The sequence below is a fragment of the Paracoccus mangrovi genome (genome assembly GCF_042648425.1).
In the GTDB taxonomy this organism is placed as follows: Bacteria; Pseudomonadota; Alphaproteobacteria; order Rhodobacterales; family Rhodobacteraceae; genus Paracoccus; species Paracoccus mangrovi.
Map to the genome: position 1 here is coordinate 1 of NZ_JBHRXJ010000027.1, position 20,132 is coordinate 20,132.

Sequence of the window (20,132 nt, forward strand, 5' to 3'; positions counted from 1 at the left end):
CGCGACGACAGACACCGCTCGGGGCGAAAAACGCTTGCCCAGCGAGCAAAATCAGGCGATCTTGAAGTCAAGCGGCAGGCCACTTGGAGAATGTCGGCTACAGTTCCCATCCGAGATCCCTGTCGCGTTCGCGCTTTTGCTCTTCGTCCATCTGCTGTTCGCGTTCCTTCTGGCGGATCTTTTCCCGCCCCTGATCTTCCGCCCTGGCCTTGCCCAACACATCGGCAAGCCTGCCGCGTATGCCCCGCCCGCCCTGTCCCGGCGCGTGATCATGCTCCGCGACCTGCTCCCGCCCTGCAATCTGTGCCAAGCGTTTCTTGATCTCGTCGGGGTCCAGTTCTTTCGCCTGCCGCCCTGCTGCGGCGCGCAACGCCGCCAGACCGGCACTGACATGGCCCTGCCCCTCTTCCCGGGCCTCGGCCCAGGCGTCACGCGCTAGCTCCAGCCGCTCCCGCATTTCGGCAAACATGGCCTTGGCCTGGCGCACCGCATGCACCCGCGCGCCCCTTTGGGTCAGCGGCTCATACTCGCGGCCCTCGGTCTCGGCTGCCAGCTGCTCCCGGCGCTCGATGGCATTGGCAGCGGGGCCAAGCTTCAGCTCGGGCTCGCGGTCCAACTCCTCGGCCTTCAACGTGTTGCCAAGGGACAGCGCCTCTTCGCGTTGCACCTCCAAGGATCGATGATCGACGCGCTCCTCCTGCCCTGCCAGTTCTAGGGCGCGGTTTTGCAATTCGGCCCAGTAACCGCGCATGGCCTCGATCTCCGGCCCGCCGGTGCTGGCGGCATCGAGAATGCGCGTCTTGTCGGTCAACCCCTCGGCGGACAAAACGCGGGTGGTGGTCAGGATATGGGCATGATGATTGCGCTGATCGCCCTCGCGGTGCGGCGCATGGATCGCCACATCTGCCGCCACCCCATAGCGCTCGACGAGCTGCTGCGCGAAAGCCCGCGCAATGTCGATCCGCGCCGCGTCCGATATCTCGGACGGTAAGGCCAGCTCCCATTCGCGGGCGGTGACAGAATTGGAGCGGGTCTCGCGCGCCTCGGCGGCATTCCAGAGCGCGGCCCGGTCCTGCGCCCAGGACGGCGCATCATCGGGGGCGAGAATGAAGCAGGCCTCGACCCCGCGCTTTGCGGTGTAGTCGTGCATGCGCCCTTCGCGGTCGCACTCGATGACAGAGGCCGACCGATAGGCCGCCGCCGCCGTGGCGGATCGCCCGGCGCTGCGTTTGATCGTCTTGACGGAAAGGTGGTAGCTCGCCATGCGCGCGTCCTACCGATCCGGCGGCGGGCAAAGGCGGGCAGACTGCCAGACATGTAAACAGGCAGACATGCAAACGGGCAAGCAGGCCACTGCGCAAACAGGCAGACATGCCGCCACGCCGACAGGCGGGCGATCATGCTGCCGGGCATGCGCGGCGCCATCGCCAGGATGGGCCATGGTTTGCCGGACAAGCCCCGCGCGGCAAACCCGATCCGGCAGACGGTCCCGCTCTCGGGACAGGCGGAACCGGATCGCCCGCTGACACGGGCGCCCTCGCGGAACCGCCCCGCTCTCGGGGCCAGTTCCAAAGAGGGTGACAGGGACAGCGGGGCGCGATCCAACCGCGAAGGTTGGCTTGGGATGGTTTGGAAGGGGCAGCGCGCCCTTCCATTCCGATGCGGCGCATCGGACGGGGACGCCGTCGGCGGGGGGCCATGCCCCCGGAGAGACCGCACGCAAATCTCGGAAGCGCCGCAGGCGGTGGAGAGTTTGCATAAGTGCGCCCTTGACCTAATCGGCCTACGGGTACCCGCTTGACCTTGCCCCGTCAATGCTCCATTCAACCCAAAGATGTTTTGAATTTCCGGCGTGTGTGAAGATACGAATGGCTGAGACAGAATTGGAACGCGCCGAGAAGCGCTACGCCCAGGCCAAGGCCCGGCTCCTCGCCCTGAAGAACCGCGAAGCGACGAAGGCGCGCAAGCTGGACACGCGGCGCAAGATCATCCTCGGCGGCGCGTTGGTCGATCTGGCGGAACGGGATTCCAACGCCGCCGCCATGATCGAGCGCCTGATCCGCAACCTGCCCCGCGAACAGGATCGCAAGGCGTTCGAAGGATGGGATGCGAAGCAGCCCGCCGCCGTACCTTCCGCGACGGCCCCGCCCGCTCCGACGCCCTCGACCTGACCGCCGCCCCTTTCCTTCAGAGGGGGAGCGCAGTTCGCCCCCTGCCCTCTTAGCTGGACCTGATTTCCTTGCAGTATGTATTCTCCGCCCTGGGGCTGCTGTCGCGGCTGTCCCTCGTTGTCGTCGTCACCCCGATCCTCGCCGGATGGTTCTTCGTCTGGATGGTGATCGCCACGGCCTTTGCCTGGTTCGCCTGGCTGATCGTGATCATCATCCTGTCGGACTTGGCCGTGGGCGAAGCCCTCTGGCACTGGTTCGTGTTCTGGCCGATGACCATTACCGGCTGGATCATCGGGGCCAGCGACTGGTCGAACCGGACAGGCATCAAGCTCTGGGGCCGCAAGCCGGGCGACAGCCACGGCTCGGCCCGCTTTGCCAGCCGGAAGGACCGCGCGGCCTTCGAAGGCGGTGCTGGCCTCCTGATTGGCCGCGACCTCGATACCGGCAAGCTCTTGCGCTATGAGGGCCCGGCGCACCTCCTGACCCTCGCCCCGACCCGCGCGGGCAAGGGTGTCGGCACGGTGATCCCGAACCTCCTGCTGGCCGAACGCTCGGTGCTGGTGATCGACCCCAAGGGCGAGAATGCGAAGATCGCGGGCGAGGCGCGCAGGCGGTTCGGCGCGGTTCACATCCTCGACCCCTTCGGCGTCACCGGCATGCCCGCCTCTGCCTATAATCCCCTCGGGCGGCTTGACGCAAAAAGCCTCGACCTGGGCGAAGATGCCGCCTCCCTGGCCGAAGCTCTGGTGATGGACCCACCCGGCCAACAGTCGGAAGCGCACTGGAACGAAGAGGCCAAGGCGCTGCTGGCCGGGCTGATCATGTTCGCCGTGGCCCATGAGGATCAGGACCGCAAAACCCTCGCCACGGTTCGGGAATATCTGACCCTGCCGCCAGAGAAGTTCCGCACCCTCCTGGAGCTGATGCAGGACAGCACCGCCGCCGGGGGGCTGATCGCCCGCGCCGCCAACCGCTTCCTTGGCAAATCCGACCGCGAAGCGGCCTCGGTGCTGTCCTCGGCGCAGCGCCACACCCATTTCCTGGACAGCCCCCGCATCGTGGCCGCCACAGCGCGTTCGGACTTCCAGTTCTCCGCCCTGCGGCATGACCTGACCTCGATCTTCCTCGTCCTGCCGCCGAACCGCCTCGATGCCTACAGCCGCTGGCTGCGTCTTCTGGTGGCGCAGGCCCTGCAGGACATCGCACGGGACGCGGAAGCCGCTCAGGCAAGCTCTGCGCGCCTGAAACAGCCCGCCCTGTTCCTCCTCGATGAGTTTGCGGCCCTGGGCCGTCTGGAAGCGGTGGAACGCGCTATGGGGCTGATGGCGGGCTACGGGCTGCAGCTCTGGCCGATCCTGCAGGACATGAGCCAGCTCAGAGACCTCTACGGCGCGCGGGCCAATACCTTCGTCGCCAATGCGGGCGTGCTGCAGACCTTCGGGGTGAACGACTTCGAGACGGCGAAATGGCTGAGCCAGATGATCGGACGGGAAACCACCGGCTATCAGACCGAAAGCCACAAGCCCGGCGATGCGCCCTCGACCTCCTACAACGTCACGGCGCGCGACCTGATGACCCCGGATGAGATCATGCAGCTGCCGCTTCATGTCCAGCTGCTGCGCGTCCAGGGCAAGCCGGTGATGATCGCCCGCAAGCTGCGCTACTTCGCGGACAGGGGTCAGGACATAGAACGGGCACAGATATACGCTAAGCGTCTCTGCGCGCACTTATGGGTCGACTCTATGCGTCGACGACTCCAGCATTCCAAAGGCATCCATCGGACAGTTGTAGCATCGCCTCTCGTCGCAGAGCCGGCATATCGTCAGCGCCGAGACAGCGTCGTCAGACATCTGCGCAAGTATTGTCTCGGCAATACGTTCCAGCACGAGGCGGTCAGCATTCGAGACATGGCTAAGGATTTCGGATAAAGTCTCGTTTCTTCGTTGCAGGATCGCAGATAGGCGAGTCTCGCCTGCGCCAGCTGCTTCGATCAACTCGCGCACCGAAGCACGCTTGTGGCTCGACAGATTGTCCATGACGACGACATCGCCGGGCCGCAGTTCGGGGACGAGCACCTGAGTGACATAGGCTTCGAACCAGTCGCCGTTGATCGGCCCGTCGAGCACCATCGGTGCAACCATGCCGGTCATGCGCAGTGCCGCGACCAGCGTGGTCGTCTTGCGGTGACCGTGCGGGAAGCCCATCCGCAGGCGCTGGCCCCTGGTGCAGCGGCCATGGCTGCGGGTCATATTGGTCGCGGTCCAGGTTTCGTCGATGAACACGAGCCGCTCGGGATCGAGATCAAGCTGGCCATCGAACCATTCATGCCGCTGGCTCAAGACGTCGGGGCGGTCCTGCTCGATCGCATGGCCAGTCTTTTTTTGCGCGTCATTGCGTGACGAACGAAGAAGCGGTGAAGCCCGGCCACCGAGACGTGCAGGCCGAGCTCGATCAGCGCCAGGCGCAGTTCCTCAAGCGAGATGTCCTTGCGCGCCTCCCACACCGCGAGGATATCTGCTCGCCGCTCCTCGATCCGGCGCGAGCGCATGTCGCCACCCTGAGGCTTGGGAGCAAAGCTGCCGGTCCTGCGCCGCTGATCCTGCCAGCGGATCGCCGTCGACGGCGCGACACCAAAGCGAGCCGCCGCAGCACGGCAACTCATCCCCTCATCAATCGCCGCCAGAAGCCGCCTGCGCAAATCCATCGATAGAGGTTGGCCCATCCATGCCGGCCTCCTTCACCAGCACGGATTCTGAATCAGAAATCACGCCCGGTGGGAATCCCCGAATGACTCATAGCGGTCGAAAACCGCTCTAATTCGATCGGTGATGCCCACTGCGAGGGCGCCGAACAGATTGACGAGCCGGTCCGAGAGTACGTTCAAAGGGTTGCCTCATTCATTGACGGCGCATAGTGTATGCGCAGCGCATATATCACGCCTGTCTAAGCATGAAGGCAGGTCATGCGCCATGATGAAAGCGAGGCACCATGTTTTCGACATTACACATAGCTGAAAAGACGACCGGCTCTCGCGGGTCTCTCGCGTTGCTGCGCTGGGCGCTGGTGGTCATCTTTCTCTGGTTCGGTTGCATGAAATTCACGAGCTATGAAGCGATGGGCATCGCGCCATTGATGAAGAACAGTCCGATCATGAGCTGGATTCCGGCCGTTTTTGGGGTGCAGGGTGGAAGCTATTTTATAGGCACCGTCGAGCTCGCGACGGCCGCTGCGCTGATTATCGGTGCTTTCAACAAGACGGCCTCCGCTCTCGGCGCGGCGATGTCATGCCTGACTTATGCCGTGACACTGACGTTTTTCCTGAGCACGCCTGGCGTCGCCGAGCCGACCGCTGGCGGGTTCCCGGCGATTTCGGCCGGAACCGGACAGTTCCTGTTGAAGGACCTGGTGCTTCTTGCGGCATCAGCGTGCCTTCTACTTGCGTCCATACGGACAGCAGACGCGTGACGGCAAACAGGTGATAGGCGACGCTCCGGACCTGCGCTTTTGCCGAACCATACCCGCCTCAGCCCATAACGATCGACAAACCCTGTCGCTTTGATAGGGTGTTCGAAAACATGCTTTCGAGGGTTTGTCGTACATGCTGGTCGGATATATGCGGGTGTCAACGACCGATGACCGCCAAACGGTCGATCTCCAGCGGGACGCGCTCGTCGCAACCGGGGTCGATCATCGGCATCTCCATACCGACAAGGCATCCGGCGCGCGCGACGACCGACCAGGCCTGAAAGCCTGCCTCGACTATCTGAACGCGGGCGACACACTGATCGTGTGGAAGCTCGACCGGCTCGGACGCTCGCTGCCGCACCTGCTGACGATCGTCACCGATCTGAAGGCGCGCGGCATCGCGTTCCGGTCGCTGACCGAGCAGATGGATACGACCACGCCGCACGGCGAATTGCTGTTCTCGCTGTTCGGTGCATTGGCACAATATGAGCGTGCGCTCACGCGCGAACGGGTGATGGCGGGACTGGCTGCTGCCAAACGCCGGGGACGCCAAGGTGGCCGCCCGCCGATGATCGACGCCGAAACGCTCGAGCGGATCACCGCCGCGCTGGATGGCGGGGCCAGCAAGGCGTCCGTCTGCCGGACCTTCAAGGTGCCGCGTTCGACCCTTCTCGGCACGCTTGCCCGGATCGGCTGGACCGCACCGGCCAAGGTCTAAGCCGATGCCGCGTCGCGCCGTCCTGTCGGACGAGCAACGCGCGGCGTTGCTCGCGCTTCCCGACGACGAAACCCTGCTCGTCCAGCACTGGACATTGAGCCGGGACGACTTGGCCATCATCGTCCGCCGGAGGCGACCGCATAACCGGCTGGGTTTCGCGATCCAGCTTTGCGCGCTGCGCTATCCTGGCCGTTTCCTGCGACCCGGTGAACTGATCCCTGATACGCCGCTCGCGTTCGTCGCAGAGCAATTGCAGGTCGGACCCGAGGTGCTGGCCGACTACGCGACGCGCGGCCCGACCCGGTACGAACAGCTCGATGCACTGCGCGATGCATTCGGCTTCATGCCGCTCAGTCGGCCGCTGCGAACGACGTTGCAGGAATGGCTCCTGCCGATCGCGCTGACGACGACCAGCGGGGCTAGGCTGGCGCGCGTGATGCTGGATGAGTGCCGGCGACGGCGCATCATTGTGCCGGGCATCAGTTCGGTCGAGCGGATGGTCGCACAGGCGTTGCTCGATGCCGAACGCCATGTCGCCGAGCATCTGACCCGAGGACTCGATGCTCGACAGCGCCGGCTGCTCGATGCGCTTCTCCTGCCCCACACAGGCACGAACTTGAGCGATCTGGCCTGGGTGCGGCAGTCACCCGGCAAGCCCGGCCGAAAGACATTCGCCGCCATCATCGAGCGACTGACACTGCTTCGGGCCATCGGGATCGATCCGGATATCGCCGTAGGCGTCCATCCCGAGCGCCTCCGACGCCTGTGCCAGGAAGGCGTGCGGCTGACCGCGCAACATGTTCGGACGCTGCAAGCGACGCGGCGTCGCGCCACATTGGTGGCGACCATCCTCGAAACCATCGTTACCCTCACCGACGATGCGGTGCTGATGTTCGATCGCCTGCTTGGGCAGATGTTCCGGCGCGAACAGAACAGCGCGGACACGACACTCAAGCGCAACCGGCGCACCATCAACGGCAAAATCCGGCTGCTTGCCCAACTCGGCGCTGCCTTGCTCGCCGCCAAGATATCAGGTGGCGATATCGGCGCTGCGGTCGAGGCAGCGATCGGATGGAATGATCTCGGCCGCGAGGTCGATGAAGCCCGCAAGCTGATCCGCCCCGATTCGGTCGATCCCGTCGCGGTCGCCGCGACCAATTACCCCGTCCTCCGACAGGTCGGTCCCTCGTTCATCGCCTCGTTCACATTCGGGGCGGTGCCAGCCTGCCATGCGCTCGCGCGAGCGGTCGCGATCATGCGCGACCTTCATTTTGGTCATCTGCGCAAATTGCCTGCAGGCACGCCAGTCGGCTTCATCCGGCAAGCTTGGCGTCGGGCGATCGGCACCGGCATTCCCGATCGCAGGATCTATGAATTGTGCGTGCTGGTCGAGCTTCGCGACCGGCTTCGCGCCGGCGACATGTGGGTCGAGGGAAGCCGACGCTATCGTGCTGTCGAGCAGCAACTCATTCCTGCCCCCGTATTCGCCAACATGCGCGCGGCCGGCCCCTTGCCGATACCGGCACCGGATACGGCCGATATCTGGCTGGCCGAACGACGCGCCCGCCTCGCCCGTCGATTGGCCGAGGTCGAGCGAAAGGCGGAGACGGACGCGCTGGAAGACGTGCAGCTCAGCTTGGGCAGGCTGCGGATTTCGCCCTTGAAGGCGATTACTCCCGAGGAATCCGATACCGCCCTTGCGCCGCTCTATGCGCATCTGCCCGCGATCCGCATCACCGACCTTCTTGCCGAAGTCGATCGATGGACCGGGTTCAGCCAGTGCTTCACGCATCTGCAAAGTGGCCGTGCCGCGGATGAACCACGTGCGATCCTCACGGCGGTGCTCGCCGATGCCACCAATCTGGGCCATACGCGCATGGCGGAAGCCTGCAATCTCGTGACCCAGCGCCAACTCGGTTGGCTCGCCTCATGGCATCTGCGCGAGGAAACCTACGGTCGCGCGCTCGCCCGGCTTGTCGACGCCCAACACACCGCGCCGCTGGCCGCGCTGTTCGGGTCCGGCACCTCGTCCAGCTCAGACGGTCAGAACTTTCCGCTCGACCGCCGCGCCCAGGCAACCGGCGCAGTCAATCCGCACAAGGGGACAGAGCCGGCTGTCTCCTTTTACAGCCACGTCTCGGATCGCTACGCGCCGTTCCATTCCACAGTTATCTCCGCTTCGGCGAGCGAGGCGGCACAGGTGCTCGACGGGCTGCTCCACCACGGCGCCGATCTGCACATCGAAGAGCATCACGTCGATGGCGGGGGCGTCTCCGACCATGTGTTCGCGCTATGTCATCTGCTTGGGTTCCGGTTCGCGCCGCGTATCCCGAATATCGCCGCACGCCGTTTGCACCTGTTTAACGGCATCGAACCCGGCCCCGATATTGCGCCGCTGGTCGCGGGCCGCATCGACGAAGGTCTGATCGAGGCACACTGGGACGACGTGCTGCGACTGGGAACCTCGATCCGCACAGGCGTCGTCAGCGCCTCGATCATGCTGGAACGGCTCGGCTCCTATCCACGCGCCAACGGCCTGGCACTGGCGTTGCGCGAGATCGGTCGCGTCGAGCGTACCCTGTTCACGCTCGACTGGATCGAGCAGCCCGAACAGCGTCGCCGCGCCACCCGCGAACTCAACAAGGGAGAAGCGGAAAATGCCCTGAAACGCGCCATCTTCTTCCATCGCATCGGCCGTATCCGCGATCATGCGCTGCAAGCCCAAAGCCATCGGGCGAGCGCGCTGAACCTCGTCGCCGGTGCCATCGTCCTGTGGAACACGACCTACCTGCAAGCCGCCCGGATGCATCTCGCCAACCTCGGCCGGCCGGTCCCGCCGGACCTGCTGCAACACCTATCACCGCTCGGTTGGCAGCATATCAATCTCACCGGCGATTACCTCTGGACCGATCCCGATGCGCCATCCACCGCGCTCAGACCGCTTCGCCAGATGCGCGCCGTCGAAGGCACGGCAAAACCTTAGCGTATATCTGGGTCCGTTCTGTGTACCGACCCCGGACAGGGAATTCGACGGGCTTTACCCGTCACCGGATGCGCAACCCGCAAATCCCAAATCTGAACCCTGATCGCGCAACACCGATCTCTGATCCCACATCGCATATCCCCGATCATGGAAGTCACAATGCCAGAAGCCGGTTCCGCCTCCCCTGCCCTCTCTCTCGCCGCCCTCGGTGAAACCGTGGATCTTCTGGGCGTCGTCGTCGCCAGAATGTCCGAGAAGCTGGATCAGCACGGGGAAACCCTCGCGGCGGTCCAGAAGACCGCGCTGGAAAGCCGTGACGCCGCACAGACGGCCAAGGCATATGCTGATCCGCAGCGCTATGGCCGCCACATCGGCAACGAGATCGACAAGGCCCTGGCCGCTCCCCTCGATCGGCTGGAAGGTCTGCACCTCGGCCTCGCTGCCGATCGGCGCGACGCCAGCCGCGCCCTGGACGAGCTGGTGCGGCAGGAAGAGCAAACCCTTCAGCGCTTGCGCGACGATCTCGCAAGGGCGGGACGCTGGAAGAAGCGCACCCCGTTCATAGCCCTCTTTGGGTTGGTCCTGGCGCTCGGTTTTAGCATCATCCTGCCCCGCTTCTTCGCAGGCAACGGTGCCGCCTGCGCTGTCCTTGGGGGTGAGTGGCTGCGGGGTCCCGAGAGCGGGAAAGAGGCCTGCGTGTTTTATGCCGGATGAGGTCTGTAGGTGCTGCGGGAAAAGTTATCCACAGGTTAAGGTGTTAAATATGGGTTAGATTCAGTGTTAAGCGCAGAAAATAGCTCGCAAGCTATTGAAAGAATTCAGAGATTCTGAGTGTGGTGTGTGTGAAAGTACGAAATATCGTGTGTAAAAGTACGATAAAGCGTGGGCAAAAGTACGAAAGTGGCTTTCGTGTGTGAAAGTACGAATCAGCGTGGATTTCGCGCGCGCCCTGCCCTACTGTGTGTGAAAGTACGAAAGGCTGCCCTGTGTCTGAGGATCATGTAGTAAACCGTTCCCCTCTCCTGCCTGATCGGTATCCGCAGGGCGATTTCTTCGTGTGCGACATCTTCGACGCTGTGCCGAAGGCTGACATGGCCTCAATGGAGCATCCGATCTTTTCTCTTTCGACCAAGCCGGATACCCGAGTCAGGGAGTATGAGCACAACGGGATCAAGATCGCCATCAAGCCTTCTGTCGATGGCCTCGCGACGGTTCATGATCGCGATGTCCTGATCTACTGCATAAGCCAGCTCATGACTGCCCTGAACGATGGGAAAGAGGTTTCCCAGATTGTCCGGTTTCGCGCGTTTGACATGCTGGTTGCCACGAACCGCAACACGGCTGGTTCCGGGTACTCTCAGTTGAAGGCTGCCCTTGAGCGCTTGGCGGGGACGAGGATCAGTACGAACATCGTGACCGGCGGAAAGGAGATCTTCAGGACCTTTGGTCTGATCGAGAGTGCTGAGGTGGTCAGGGAAACCCGTGACGGCCGCATGCAGGAAGTCGAGATCAAGCTCTCCGATTGGGTCTTCAATGCGATCCGGTCAAAGGAAGTCCTGACGTTGCACCGAGATTACTTCCGGCTTCGGAAGCCTCTGGAACGTCGCATCTACGAACTCGCACGCAAGCACTGCGGGGCGCAGAAGGAATGGCGGATCAGCCTCGCGCTGCTGCAGAAGAAGTGCGGATCGAACTCCACCCCCCGAGAGTTTCGGCGCTTGGTCATGAACATCGTCCGAGAAGATCGGGAACACGACCACATGCCGGACTATGCAATCTCCTATGACGAGCAGGAGGACATGGTCACGTTCTCAAACCGCCAGGGTGTGAAGATGGTGCTGCCTCCGGCAGTAGCGCCGCACCTTGATCCGGATGTCTATGAGACGGCCCGGATGCTCGCTCCTGGCTTCGACGTGTACTATCTGGAACGCGAGTGGCGCAGTTGGCTTCCAGAGACGCCGCGCAACCCGGAAGCCGCATTCTTGGGGTTCTGTCGGAAGTGGGTGCAGAACAGAAAAAATACCGGATAATTTCAAATACCGGATTTTTCCTTATAGAGCGCCCAGGCTTCTTCGATGAGAACGCCCTGCTGTACACCACGTCGCTTGGCTTCGTTGGCGATCTCCTCTGAGATGTCCGGCATGACCTTGGCGTGTACCTGCCCCGTTCGGGGGCTGGGCTTGCGCCCGCGCCGCTTCTGCCCGTCACGAGCAACGAAACCCAACTCTTCTCCTGCCCGCTCGGCTTTCTCGATGGCTTGCGGACTACGGTCTTTCTCCCGGCTCTTCAGGCGGCCAAGGTCGATGTTGAAGGCTTTTCCGTCCGACACTTCAAACCCCCTCCGCCAGCCGCTTGTAGACCGCCTGGGCAAAGAGGGCTGCGTTCTCGATCGCCCCCTCCATGTTCCCTTGCGCAGGCATACTCCGCAGGTTCCCACCGAACTCGAAGAGGGCAGAGAATGCGGCGCGCTCCATGAGTGGCGGGTCGATGAGGTCCACACCCTGCGCTGCCAATGACCCTGCGATGCCGCTGTGTTGTTTGGAACGGACCGCCTTGGTCATTGTGAAAACAACGGCGTGAGGAATCCTCCGATCCAAGGCCTCCTCCTCTTCAGCGATGAGTTGCAACGCCCTGACGCCAATCGTGGCGTCCAGAGTAGTCGCACGCATCGGTGTAATGACGAGATCGGCCTGAGATATCGCCCGCGAGACCAGCCTAGACGCAACGCCTTCAAGGTCAACAATCACGATCTGGCCGTCTGTGTCGTGCTGCTTGATCGTCCTCACAATGTCGGACTCTGTGACACTCGAAAGGACCTTCATTCGAGCGGGCAGGGGGGCTCTGTCTGCCCAAAGGGACAGAGAGTGGTTGGGGTCGCAGTCTAACATGACGACGCTTGCCCCAGCGTGGGCCAGCTCTGTTCCCAACAGGATGGCTGCCGTAGACTTCCCGGCTCCTCCCTTCGGTGACGCGATGACAACTGTAGGCATAGATGTTCCAACATTACCCGATAAATATGATAACCGGATAATCCAAAAAATCCAATAATTTCTTCAATCGTCGCAAAAGCTACTCAGATGAAGCGCCACCAGGTCGCACTGGCGAGGTCCCTGATGGATGTCTGCGTCGAGCCATCTGAATGCCCGGCCTGGAGCCGGGAGAGAATTTGCTTGCCACTAGAACTGGTTGCGTCGTGGACTTCATATATGACACCGCTGCCGGTCTTTTCGAACCGGGCGACCGGCTCAACGAAATGACGCATCTCCGGAATTTCGAGCTTGATAGTATTCACTGCTCCACGTGCGGAAGCCGGGTGCAGGTCATGCGTCACACCGCTATGAGCACTTTGCACTGAAGAAACTCCGGCGAAGAAGGTTTGAGCTACTCGCAGTGGAATCTGAGTTTGTGTCGGTCTGTCGGTTGTGGATGCTTTCCGTAACCGCATAAGAAGAGCCGACCCCGAAGGACTTGGTGTGGGGGCAGGGGAAGCCGGCAGCGGTGCTGTAGGGGCCGGAGTACCAGCTGCGACCGACGGTTTCGGGGGCGTTGGGGTTTTGGGCGGCGAGTAGCTCCGTGACCCAAAAAGTTTGGTACCTTTGGCCCTCTTTGACGAAGCCCGAGTCATATCTCGGCGAACGGCAGCCTCGGTTGGCACATAACCTTCCGCTACCAGCCGTGAAAGAAACGCGCCATCAAGACGATGCACAAGCTTGGTCGCCGTATCTCGCCAAGAGGAGAAGGCATCCATCGCATCGCCGATCACTTGGTCAGACAGATGTGTATCAAGCTGCAGCCCAGCTTCGACGTTCGAAAAGAGGCCAGCTGCTGTCAGATTGTTCGATCCAACGATCAAGCGGGCATCTTCGGAGTTCCGAAAGAGATACACCTTTGGGTGGAAAACACTTCCTGCCTCGTTGTGGTGGACGAAGGTCTCACAGGTACCGATGGCTTCCAAGTCCAAGAGGGCCTGCAGGCCCTCTTGGGTTGTGTTCTTGAGATCAATCCCAACGATCATCGTCAGCGTTCCACCATGTACCAGGAAGCGCTCAAAGCTATCCCGAAGGTGAACGACACCGGCTTCCCGGACCCAAGCAACCGCGATATCGAGACTATCCCAGTACGGAGCGATCCCAATACCAGGGTGATCAAGATGTCCGCGGAGTTCGGTGCCAAACCTAACTTGAAGGGGTTGATTATAGAACATCGCCAGTGACTTACATCTCCACCATAGGCATACGATAAGCGCCATCTTCTTCGTGTACAGCGAAAGGCGCAACGTCCTCCATGCCAGCCATCAGATCTTTGTACGCCTTTACTTTCGGTCCCTTCGTCTTAACCAGAGACGGCTTTGCGAATATCAGAATATATTCGTGGACGTTCTTGAAGAGAAAGTTCGGCGGGTACGGATAGCTGCCAAAGATCGGTCGCTGTGCGCCATACGAGCCCCATTTTCCGCCAGTGCCATCCTTCGACCAGATTATCTCGTTGACCATAACGAAACCAATGTTTCGAAGCAGGACAGCAAAGTCGGTCGCCAATGGGAAGGTCAGCAGGCCCTGGTCTGTATGCTGATTCACGTTGGCAGTAACGACACACATCTTCCGCCCAGGCATCAGTACTCGATAGCACTCCTCGAAGACCTGCTTCATGTTCTCTAGGAAGGCAGCATAGTTGGCGATATTGCCAAGGTTATTCTTTCCCTGACCGTAGTTTGCTTTGTCCCAGTAGGGCGGGCTAGTCACTACCAGGCCAACGCTGTTGGACTCTAGGAAAGACATGTTACGGCTGTCTCCGTGCACTGCATCCAGCGCAACGAAGTCATCGGCATGGCCGTTACGAAGTGAAGCGCACTCCTTCCGGATGATGTTCACATAGTCCGGGTTCTGATCAACACATACTGCTCGCCGCCCCAAAGGGATGGCTGCACGCGCCGTAGTTCCCGTTCCCCCAAAGGGATCGAGCACGGTTTCTCCGTAGAAGCTGAACAGCTTCGTCAGACGGTGCGGGATTTCAGGCGGGAATACAGCAGGGTGGTCTTCGCGGCCCTTATTGGCGATAGACCACACTGTCTTCGTATAGTCGCGCCATTCTTCCTTTGTAAGCTTACTCTTCTCCTTGATATCGGCGGACACTTTTGGGCTCATTTTGTTGTTTTCCTTTTGTTTTTCTTGAAAGTGACGGCCGAAGAGGCGTGCACCTTGCATCGTTTCTGTGAACAGGGCGAGCTCGCCGACAAAGCTATCCGGCAGTGCCATAGCCTCACAAAGGCGAGCGTCGATCTGCCGACGCAGCTCAGGGGCAACATCTGGCGTGAAGGCAAGCGAAACTCGGCCTCGGTTCAGGCTTCGAACGGGATGTTGAGATGAAACCTCCCATAGCGCACCACCAAGAGTGCTTAAGGCTCCCACGTAGCGATGATCGAAGGCATCAAACCCGACCGGCAAGTTCAAAAGAGTTGAACGATTGACGTGGAAGCCGTCGCCAGTGACCTGCCACCACCAGTACGCGAAGTTGCTTGCCAGCACAGCGTAGACTGCTCTTGCAGAGGCAGAATCCGCACAGTGGAGTTTATGCAGCGGATTCTCAGAGGCGATTTCCCCTGACCTCAGGGAAAACTTGTGAGGTCTTGCGAGGCCGATGAAGTTGTAGGCTGTGGGTGCGACATAGACATCGCCTTCCGTACCACTTGGAACACTAGACAGGCTCGAACGAGCCGAGGATTGGATGAGGCAACCTAGTCGCTGCGTCACTTGGACAAGTTTGCGCCAGACTTCAGCTTGAACATGTCCATGGAGTTTTGGCACTCCATCCGCGATAGGTGTCGCGATAGGAGTGTAGCCGATCTCAGCTAACATTACGGCTCGATCGTCACCTCTCCAGCGCCGTAGAGGCCCGGTCATCACTCTCGGCACGGGGGCTGTGCCGTTCCATAGAACGATTGCGTTGCGCGTTTTGACGTCTTCCCCAAAAAGGGCATGGGGCTGACGGTCAAAGAACGAGAACTGCCATTGTCCTGGCTGCCGTTCGATGAAAGTTCTGCAAGCTGCAAACTGTCTCCCAGAGTTGCAGGCGATCGAGAGGGGCAGAACCATGGCGCCGACGGCACCAGACGCAGCAAGCCTAACCATTTGTTCAACAAATGCGGGATACATATCCGCCTTTGACGACCCATCCTGGTCAATCGTCTGGAAGTGCCGCGCTAGTTCCACGATATCGGAGCGTTTTCCAAGCTCCGCATAGGGCGGGTTTCCGATAACTATGTCGAAGCCTTCAGCCGCCACTGGAAAAAGCTCTTCAAGAGAGATGCGGTTAAGTGCCCCAAGTCTAGTTGTGCGATCTACGGTCAGTGCATCACGGCAAACCAGATTTCTGCGCAGCATCCTCCAAGCATTGACTGGTGAATCTGTCACCATCTCGGCGGCACAGAGAGTGTCAGCCAAGAGAACGCTGGCAGCCCCATCAAGAGCTAGATGGTCGATATCGAGACCAAAAAGGCAGTCGCGTGACAAGTAGAATGGGTTGACCTCAGGCCAACGCCTTCTGAGCTCAATCAGGGCTGCACGCAGGAACACTCCGGTTCCGACTGCAGGGTCTAGAATCTTGGGTTGTCGACCTGCGCGCACCATGTCCATGACGGAACGCGCAGTAAAGTCGGCAACATCTGGCGGAGTGTAGAATACTCCCATGCCTTTCTTTGTCGCGCGGGCGGCCCTCGTAGATGGATCGCGCATGACGCTGAGCCGCGAACCCGGGCCATGAGACTCCAAGACATAGGGAAGGAGCTCTTTGATCCCAGAACGGCCACTCAGCAGATCCAGTGTAGCCGCTAGAGCAGCGTCCTGGTCGCGCCAGAAAGCAACCTCTCGACGAGCAATCCGGGTGCCCAGATACCACTCAACAGTATCGGCCAGCCCCAGACTAGGCTGAGAGGGATGGACAGCCTGGCGAGTCAGCCACGCCGCGAGAACATGCCATGCTGCGCGATCGGAAGCCAAACCTCCCTCGCACCAAACAAATGACCGCGCAGACCAGTCGTCCCGTTGGAAGGCCCGGCTAAGGGTAGCAATGACAACACGGCAATGCCGCGCAATCTCCTCGACAGCACTAGATAGTACGTATCCCCGACGAGGTACGCCGTGCGCCCCATCCAAAGGTACTCGTAGAGCCCTCATTGTGCATCAGACCGTGTCGGATGCGCAGGCCTGATGGTCTGCGCAGTGAGATGATCCGATCCAAGGTACGCCCTGACAGCATCTCTAATGACCCACGCCAGCGAAACCCGACGCTGTCGCGCAATAGATTCAAGCTCAGCGATGTCTGATCTTTCAAGCATCGACGTGACCCGGCGCTTACCTTTAGACCCGTCAAAGCTCTGCTCAGCCATCCTGTCCGCACCCTTCCGCTCGTGAGTGCTTCACTCTGCATCACTTTGAGGCGAGATACCACCACATTTCGCTGTTCGCAACGCAGAATACCAGTAGATATAGTTAATGCTTCGCTGACGGCTTCTGTGTTGAGGCCTCATGCCCTGCGGATCGTCTTCACGCTCACCCGAAAGAGCTGTGCGATCTCGGGTAGGGGGCGCAGCTCCTCGTCCCGCATTCGTCGCACTTCGGCAGTCTGGGCGGCAGATAGGGCAGGGGGCCTGCCCCCAACACGCCCACGCTTCCGTGCAGCCTCAAGCCCTTCCCTAGTCCTCTCAGAAATCCGCTCCCGTTCGAACTGGGCGATGGACGCGAACACATGAAACACCAACCGCCCGGCGGGCGTGGTGGTGTCGATGTCCTCGGCCAAAGAACGAAAGCCCGCGCCCCGCGCCTCGATCGTATCCACGATGTCTAGAAGGTCACGCAAGGAACGGGCGAGGCGGTCGTACTTGGTGACGGTGATCACGTCGCCCTGGCGCAGCTGATCGAGCAGGCGGTCCAGTTCCGGCCTGCTGCGCGCAGTGCCGGTGATCTTGTCAGCGAAGATCCTCTCGGCACCCGCTACCTTCAGGGCGTCGAGCTGGCCGTCCAGGTTCTGGTCTTCCGTGCTGACGCGGGCGTATCCGATGATCATGCCACATCGTGCCAAAAACCTCCCAAAACCGCAAAGGTTTTGTCATGGGTTTTTGTCCAACCTAAACCCTTGGTGCGGGGCAGGGCAGGGGGATCGGGACAGAAACGACCATTTTCGGGCCGCCTGAGAAGCAATTAGTGAATACCCGTAAAACCTCGCCGCAGAAAGCTTCGCCTCTATGAACAAATCTCTTCAGCCAAGCTCTTCCCATCCCCAATCGCCACCGCTGGATCAGCGCTTCCACCAGAAGGCATAATTGACATACCAGACTTTGATCCGTCCGGTTCGGTAAGGTCCACGCTAATGACAGTTCCGCGAAGGGTTGCCACAGCCTTACGGCCGCTCTTACAGACCACGTCCACTACACCATTACCTCTATTCGCAATCGAATCGACCGCTGTTTCCTGCTCTTCCTGACCTAAGGCTGTGTTCCATGTAACTGACGTGGTAAAAATAAGCGCCATCGCTAAAAAAAACGCTTTCGCTGGAAGAATCCGCATTAATACCTCCTGATGCTGTGCAAAAAGATGGTCTTTCCCTGAAGTGGAAACCACGCCTCGGTAATTGCGCCAGTACTCCCTGTATCACCAACCTGGTTTCCTCCTATTACATTCACTCCATCGACACCATTACGTACTTCACTGGACAAAAAGAAGCCAACATGCCCAAAACCTTTGGTACCATCTTCTCCATACTTCGAGAACACAGCAACGTCACCAGGACTAGGACTATTGCTCGCATCATTTCCAAACGTCCGATATCCCCCGGAAAGAGCAGTGAATTTGTTCGGCTTATCCGCCAAGAATAGGCAAAAAGACAAGAATGCGGCACACCATGCTGTCTGGTCACCAGCTGACGGAGCGGTGCCCGTTAGCGCAAAGAAAGACACAATCAGTGGGTTTGCTCGCACCGACCATTCTCTCGAGTACAGTTCATTGTCCTCATTTTTTCCTTTTAGATCAGCGAAATATCGCACTGTATCAATAATACCCCCGCCCCTTGGGGCATCGAGAATAATTCGTACCGCTGTCCTTACTTCGCTATGTCGCGAGGCCTTCGTTCCAACCGGGCTGCCACCACCTTCACCTGGTACTATAACAGCCCCGAAGTCAGGGTCATCTTCCGGACGAAGAAGTTGAAAGTCCGTCACTTGTTCACATGACAAACTATCTGCCCAAACCGGCACAGCGAGACTGCCGATCGCTGGTATCGCAGCTGCGCTGCGAAAGAAGGCCCTTCGGTTCATTTTATATCCTCCCTACATATCGTCCACTGCCCATACCCACCGTTAACGCTAGTCGTCACAAAGTCTAGACCTGAAACTTGGCAGTACATGATACCAAATTCAGCATCAATGTCACACATTTCCGGTGCGATATTACTCAAGATTTCTGGTCGTACATGATCTGATGGGCCATCCTGACCAACAAGACTAGCCACTGCTGTTACCGATATCGTTCCCTGGAATCGTATTAGATCGACTCCACTATTCTTGAAAATTCCCTCAAGACAGGTTACGTTATTTTTTATATATTCAACCTGCTCAATATTTTCACTTATCCACTTCTCGTATATTCTAACATCGACAAAGTGATTCAATCTGGATCCCATTGAAGCACAAAATGAAGATGACCTTGGTGAATAGTACGATGCTATTCCAACCAAGTCGAACCCTCCGCCTTCTCCCAACTGTAGAAGTGGCGCTCCAGAGTCACCTTGGCAAAGAACACTCGACTGCTTCGGGCCTGACATAAATGGCCGGTCAACATACAACGTGCAAATCGTGTCGGCTGTGTACATTTGAAGACAGGTATCTTCACCAGAGAATACCTCTCTATATTTGGAAACCTGTGCGAATCCAGACTGTAGTTCATGGCCCTCAGATACGCCAAAGGCGGCAGCCGCGTTTCGATTAATAATTGATGACGCCCCGAAGCTAGCTAGGAAGTAATCACCACTCGAATCCGAAATTTTTTGTGGGGCGCCCAGAATTGATTCAGATAGGTGAAGCAGTGCTAAATCCGCTACGGGTGTACCGCTCCAGTCTTTTATGAACTGCGGCGCGCTATAGTCGGGATGAACAATTGGTGGACCAGCAACACTCACCATTCCGTAGATTGGTGAGTACACTTTTACAGACACACCGGGTAGAACTACCTGGCACTCATCGAAAGACTTAGGAGAACTTAAAGTAACACCACAAAAGCAGTGGGCCGCTGTTAGAACTGATCTCCCATTCAAGAAAATTCCAGAGCATGAAGACATTGAACCTGTCTTCAAATTCCTTATTAGTATTCTCGCAATGGGCGGAACTGCAGTTGATGAGAATATTTTCCCCGTTCTGTTTCCGTCTATCAAATATGAGTGGTTTGATTTAACCACCGAATCCAAGTAGTCTCTTACTGTTACTGAATAAACCCCGGAGAAATCTTGCTGCGCAATGGATTGCGTTGGCGGAAGAAGCGCCACTACAAGGAGCAGAGTTAAACTGCGCCAGTTCAAGGGGCCTGCCTCGCGGTTGAAGCCTCGATTTACCCCGTAAAGGTGGCATCAAAGTGCCTTTTCGTCAATCTCGGTGAGAGTAGACTGCGCTCGAATGAGTTCAACAATGTTAAACTGTCCTTGGTGGAGATCTACAGCCCACATTCTCCAAGTAAGTCGCTGATTTCGCTGTCGTAATCGTGATATTTCGCATATAAATCATGGCGTTGACGGCTGCGAGGGGCGCGTTTCA

General features: G+C 59.4%; 19 protein-coding genes and 1 pseudogene. 8 read left to right on the top strand and 12 right to left on the bottom strand.

Annotation, left to right across the window (positions count from 1 at the left end):
* Positions 1-97: 97 nt before the first annotated feature.
* Positions 98-1,264 carry a MobQ family relaxase gene (gene mobQ / locus ACFOMH_RS19915; protein ID WP_377746666.1) on the bottom strand — a complete coding sequence of 389 codons (1,167 nt, stop codon included), beginning with the start codon at positions 1,262-1,264 and terminating at the stop codon, positions 98-100.
* Between the two features lie 604 nt (positions 1,265-1,868).
* Between mobQ and ACFOMH_RS19920 the strand changes: the two genes are divergently transcribed.
* A complete protein-coding gene (locus ACFOMH_RS19920; protein ID WP_377746668.1) occupies positions 1,869-2,171 on the top strand; it encodes a mobilization protein in 303 nt (100 codons plus the stop codon).
* Positions 2,172-2,239: 68 nt separating this feature from the next.
* Positions 2,240-4,099 (top strand): type IV secretory system conjugative DNA transfer family protein, encoded by a 1,860-nt coding sequence (locus tag ACFOMH_RS19925; protein WP_377746669.1) that lies wholly within the window; start codon positions 2,240-2,242, stop codon positions 4,097-4,099.
* Between the two features lie 111 nt (positions 4,100-4,210).
* On the opposite strand, the pseudogene ACFOMH_RS19930 reads toward ACFOMH_RS19925, so the two are convergent.
* A pseudogene (locus ACFOMH_RS19930) lies at positions 4,211-4,420 on the bottom strand (IS630 family transposase); the annotation flags it as partial.
* An 86-nt stretch (positions 4,421-4,506) separates the two neighbouring features.
* The gene (locus ACFOMH_RS19935; RefSeq protein WP_377746670.1) at positions 4,507-4,893 is read right to left on the bottom strand and encodes a helix-turn-helix domain-containing protein; all 387 of its coding nucleotides are present in this window, start codon (positions 4,891-4,893) and stop codon (positions 4,507-4,509) included.
* A 266-nt stretch (positions 4,894-5,159) separates the two neighbouring features.
* Between ACFOMH_RS19935 and ACFOMH_RS19940 the strand changes: the two genes are divergently transcribed.
* From ACFOMH_RS19940 to ACFOMH_RS19960, 5 genes are all read left to right on the top strand, one after another.
* The gene (locus ACFOMH_RS19940) at positions 5,160-5,636 is read left to right on the top strand and encodes a YkgB family protein (protein WP_010339850.1); all 477 of its coding nucleotides are present in this window, start codon (positions 5,160-5,162) and stop codon (positions 5,634-5,636) included.
* Positions 5,637-5,769: 133 nt separating this feature from the next.
* Positions 5,770-6,354, top strand: a complete 585-nt coding sequence (locus ACFOMH_RS19945) for a recombinase family protein (RefSeq protein ID WP_010339849.1) — start codon at positions 5,770-5,772, stop codon at positions 6,352-6,354.
* Between the two features lie 4 nt (positions 6,355-6,358).
* A complete protein-coding gene (locus ACFOMH_RS19950; RefSeq protein ID WP_012449407.1) occupies positions 6,359-9,337 on the top strand; it encodes a Tn3-like element ISMpo10 family transposase in 2,979 nt (992 codons plus the stop codon).
* A 147-nt stretch (positions 9,338-9,484) separates the two neighbouring features.
* Positions 9,485-10,051, top strand: coding sequence for a hypothetical protein (locus tag ACFOMH_RS19955; protein WP_377746673.1), 567 nt, complete (start codon positions 9,485-9,487; stop codon positions 10,049-10,051).
* A 272-nt stretch (positions 10,052-10,323) separates the two neighbouring features.
* Positions 10,324-11,367: a replication initiator protein A gene (locus tag ACFOMH_RS19960; protein ID WP_377746675.1), complete on the top strand. Its 1,044-nt coding sequence runs from the start codon at positions 10,324-10,326 to the stop codon at positions 11,365-11,367.
* Positions 11,368-11,369: 2 nt separating this feature from the next.
* Here ACFOMH_RS19960 and ACFOMH_RS19965 read toward each other — a convergent pair whose 3' ends face one another.
* From ACFOMH_RS19965 to ACFOMH_RS19975, 3 genes are all read right to left on the bottom strand, one after another.
* Entirely contained in the window at positions 11,370-11,666 is a 297-nt protein-coding gene (locus ACFOMH_RS19965) for a chromosome partitioning protein ParB (RefSeq protein WP_189383000.1), read from the bottom strand.
* Between the two features lies 1 nt (position 11,667).
* Positions 11,668-12,327: a ParA family protein gene (locus tag ACFOMH_RS19970; RefSeq protein WP_377746676.1), complete on the bottom strand. Its 660-nt coding sequence runs from the start codon at positions 12,325-12,327 to the stop codon at positions 11,668-11,670.
* A gap of 83 nt (positions 12,328-12,410) precedes the next feature.
* Positions 12,411-12,629, bottom strand: a complete 219-nt coding sequence (locus ACFOMH_RS19975; RefSeq protein WP_377746677.1) for a hypothetical protein — start codon at positions 12,627-12,629, stop codon at positions 12,411-12,413.
* Between the two features lie 408 nt (positions 12,630-13,037).
* Between ACFOMH_RS19975 and ACFOMH_RS19980 the strand changes: the two genes are divergently transcribed.
* Positions 13,038-13,550: a hypothetical protein gene (locus tag ACFOMH_RS19980; RefSeq protein ID WP_377746679.1), complete on the top strand. Its 513-nt coding sequence runs from the start codon at positions 13,038-13,040 to the stop codon at positions 13,548-13,550.
* Position 13,551: 1 nt separating this feature from the next.
* On the opposite strand, the gene ACFOMH_RS19985 is transcribed toward ACFOMH_RS19980, so the two are convergent.
* The 6 genes from ACFOMH_RS19985 to ACFOMH_RS20010 all read right to left on the bottom strand — a co-directional run bounded on the left by ACFOMH_RS19985 (position 13,552) and on the right by ACFOMH_RS20010 (position 19,900).
* Complete coding sequence (locus ACFOMH_RS19985; protein ID WP_377746680.1) at positions 13,552-16,509, bottom strand: DNA methyltransferase; 2,958 nt, start codon at positions 16,507-16,509, stop codon at positions 13,552-13,554.
* Positions 16,506-16,721 carry a ribbon-helix-helix domain-containing protein gene (locus tag ACFOMH_RS19990; RefSeq protein ID WP_377746681.1) on the bottom strand — a complete coding sequence of 72 codons (216 nt, stop codon included), beginning with the start codon at positions 16,719-16,721 and terminating at the stop codon, positions 16,506-16,508. Before ACFOMH_RS19990 ends, ACFOMH_RS19985 begins: the two co-directional genes overlap by 4 nt.
* A 137-nt stretch (positions 16,722-16,858) precedes the next feature.
* Positions 16,859-17,398, bottom strand: a complete 540-nt coding sequence (locus tag ACFOMH_RS19995) for a recombinase family protein (protein WP_377746683.1) — start codon at positions 17,396-17,398, stop codon at positions 16,859-16,861.
* 176 nt (positions 17,399-17,574) lie between these two features.
* On the bottom strand, positions 17,575-17,898 hold the full coding sequence (locus ACFOMH_RS20000) for a hypothetical protein (protein WP_377746684.1): 324 nt from the start codon (positions 17,896-17,898) through the stop codon (positions 17,575-17,577).
* Complete coding sequence (locus ACFOMH_RS20005; protein WP_377746685.1) at positions 17,898-18,644, bottom strand: CHAP domain-containing protein; 747 nt, start codon at positions 18,642-18,644, stop codon at positions 17,898-17,900. Before ACFOMH_RS20005 ends, ACFOMH_RS20000 begins: the two co-directional genes overlap by 1 nt.
* A complete protein-coding gene (locus ACFOMH_RS20010; RefSeq protein ID WP_377746686.1) occupies positions 18,641-19,900 on the bottom strand; it encodes a trypsin-like serine protease in 1,260 nt (419 codons plus the stop codon). The genes ACFOMH_RS20005 and ACFOMH_RS20010 overlap by 4 nt, the downstream gene beginning before the upstream one ends.
* Positions 19,901-20,132 lie beyond the last annotated feature (232 nt).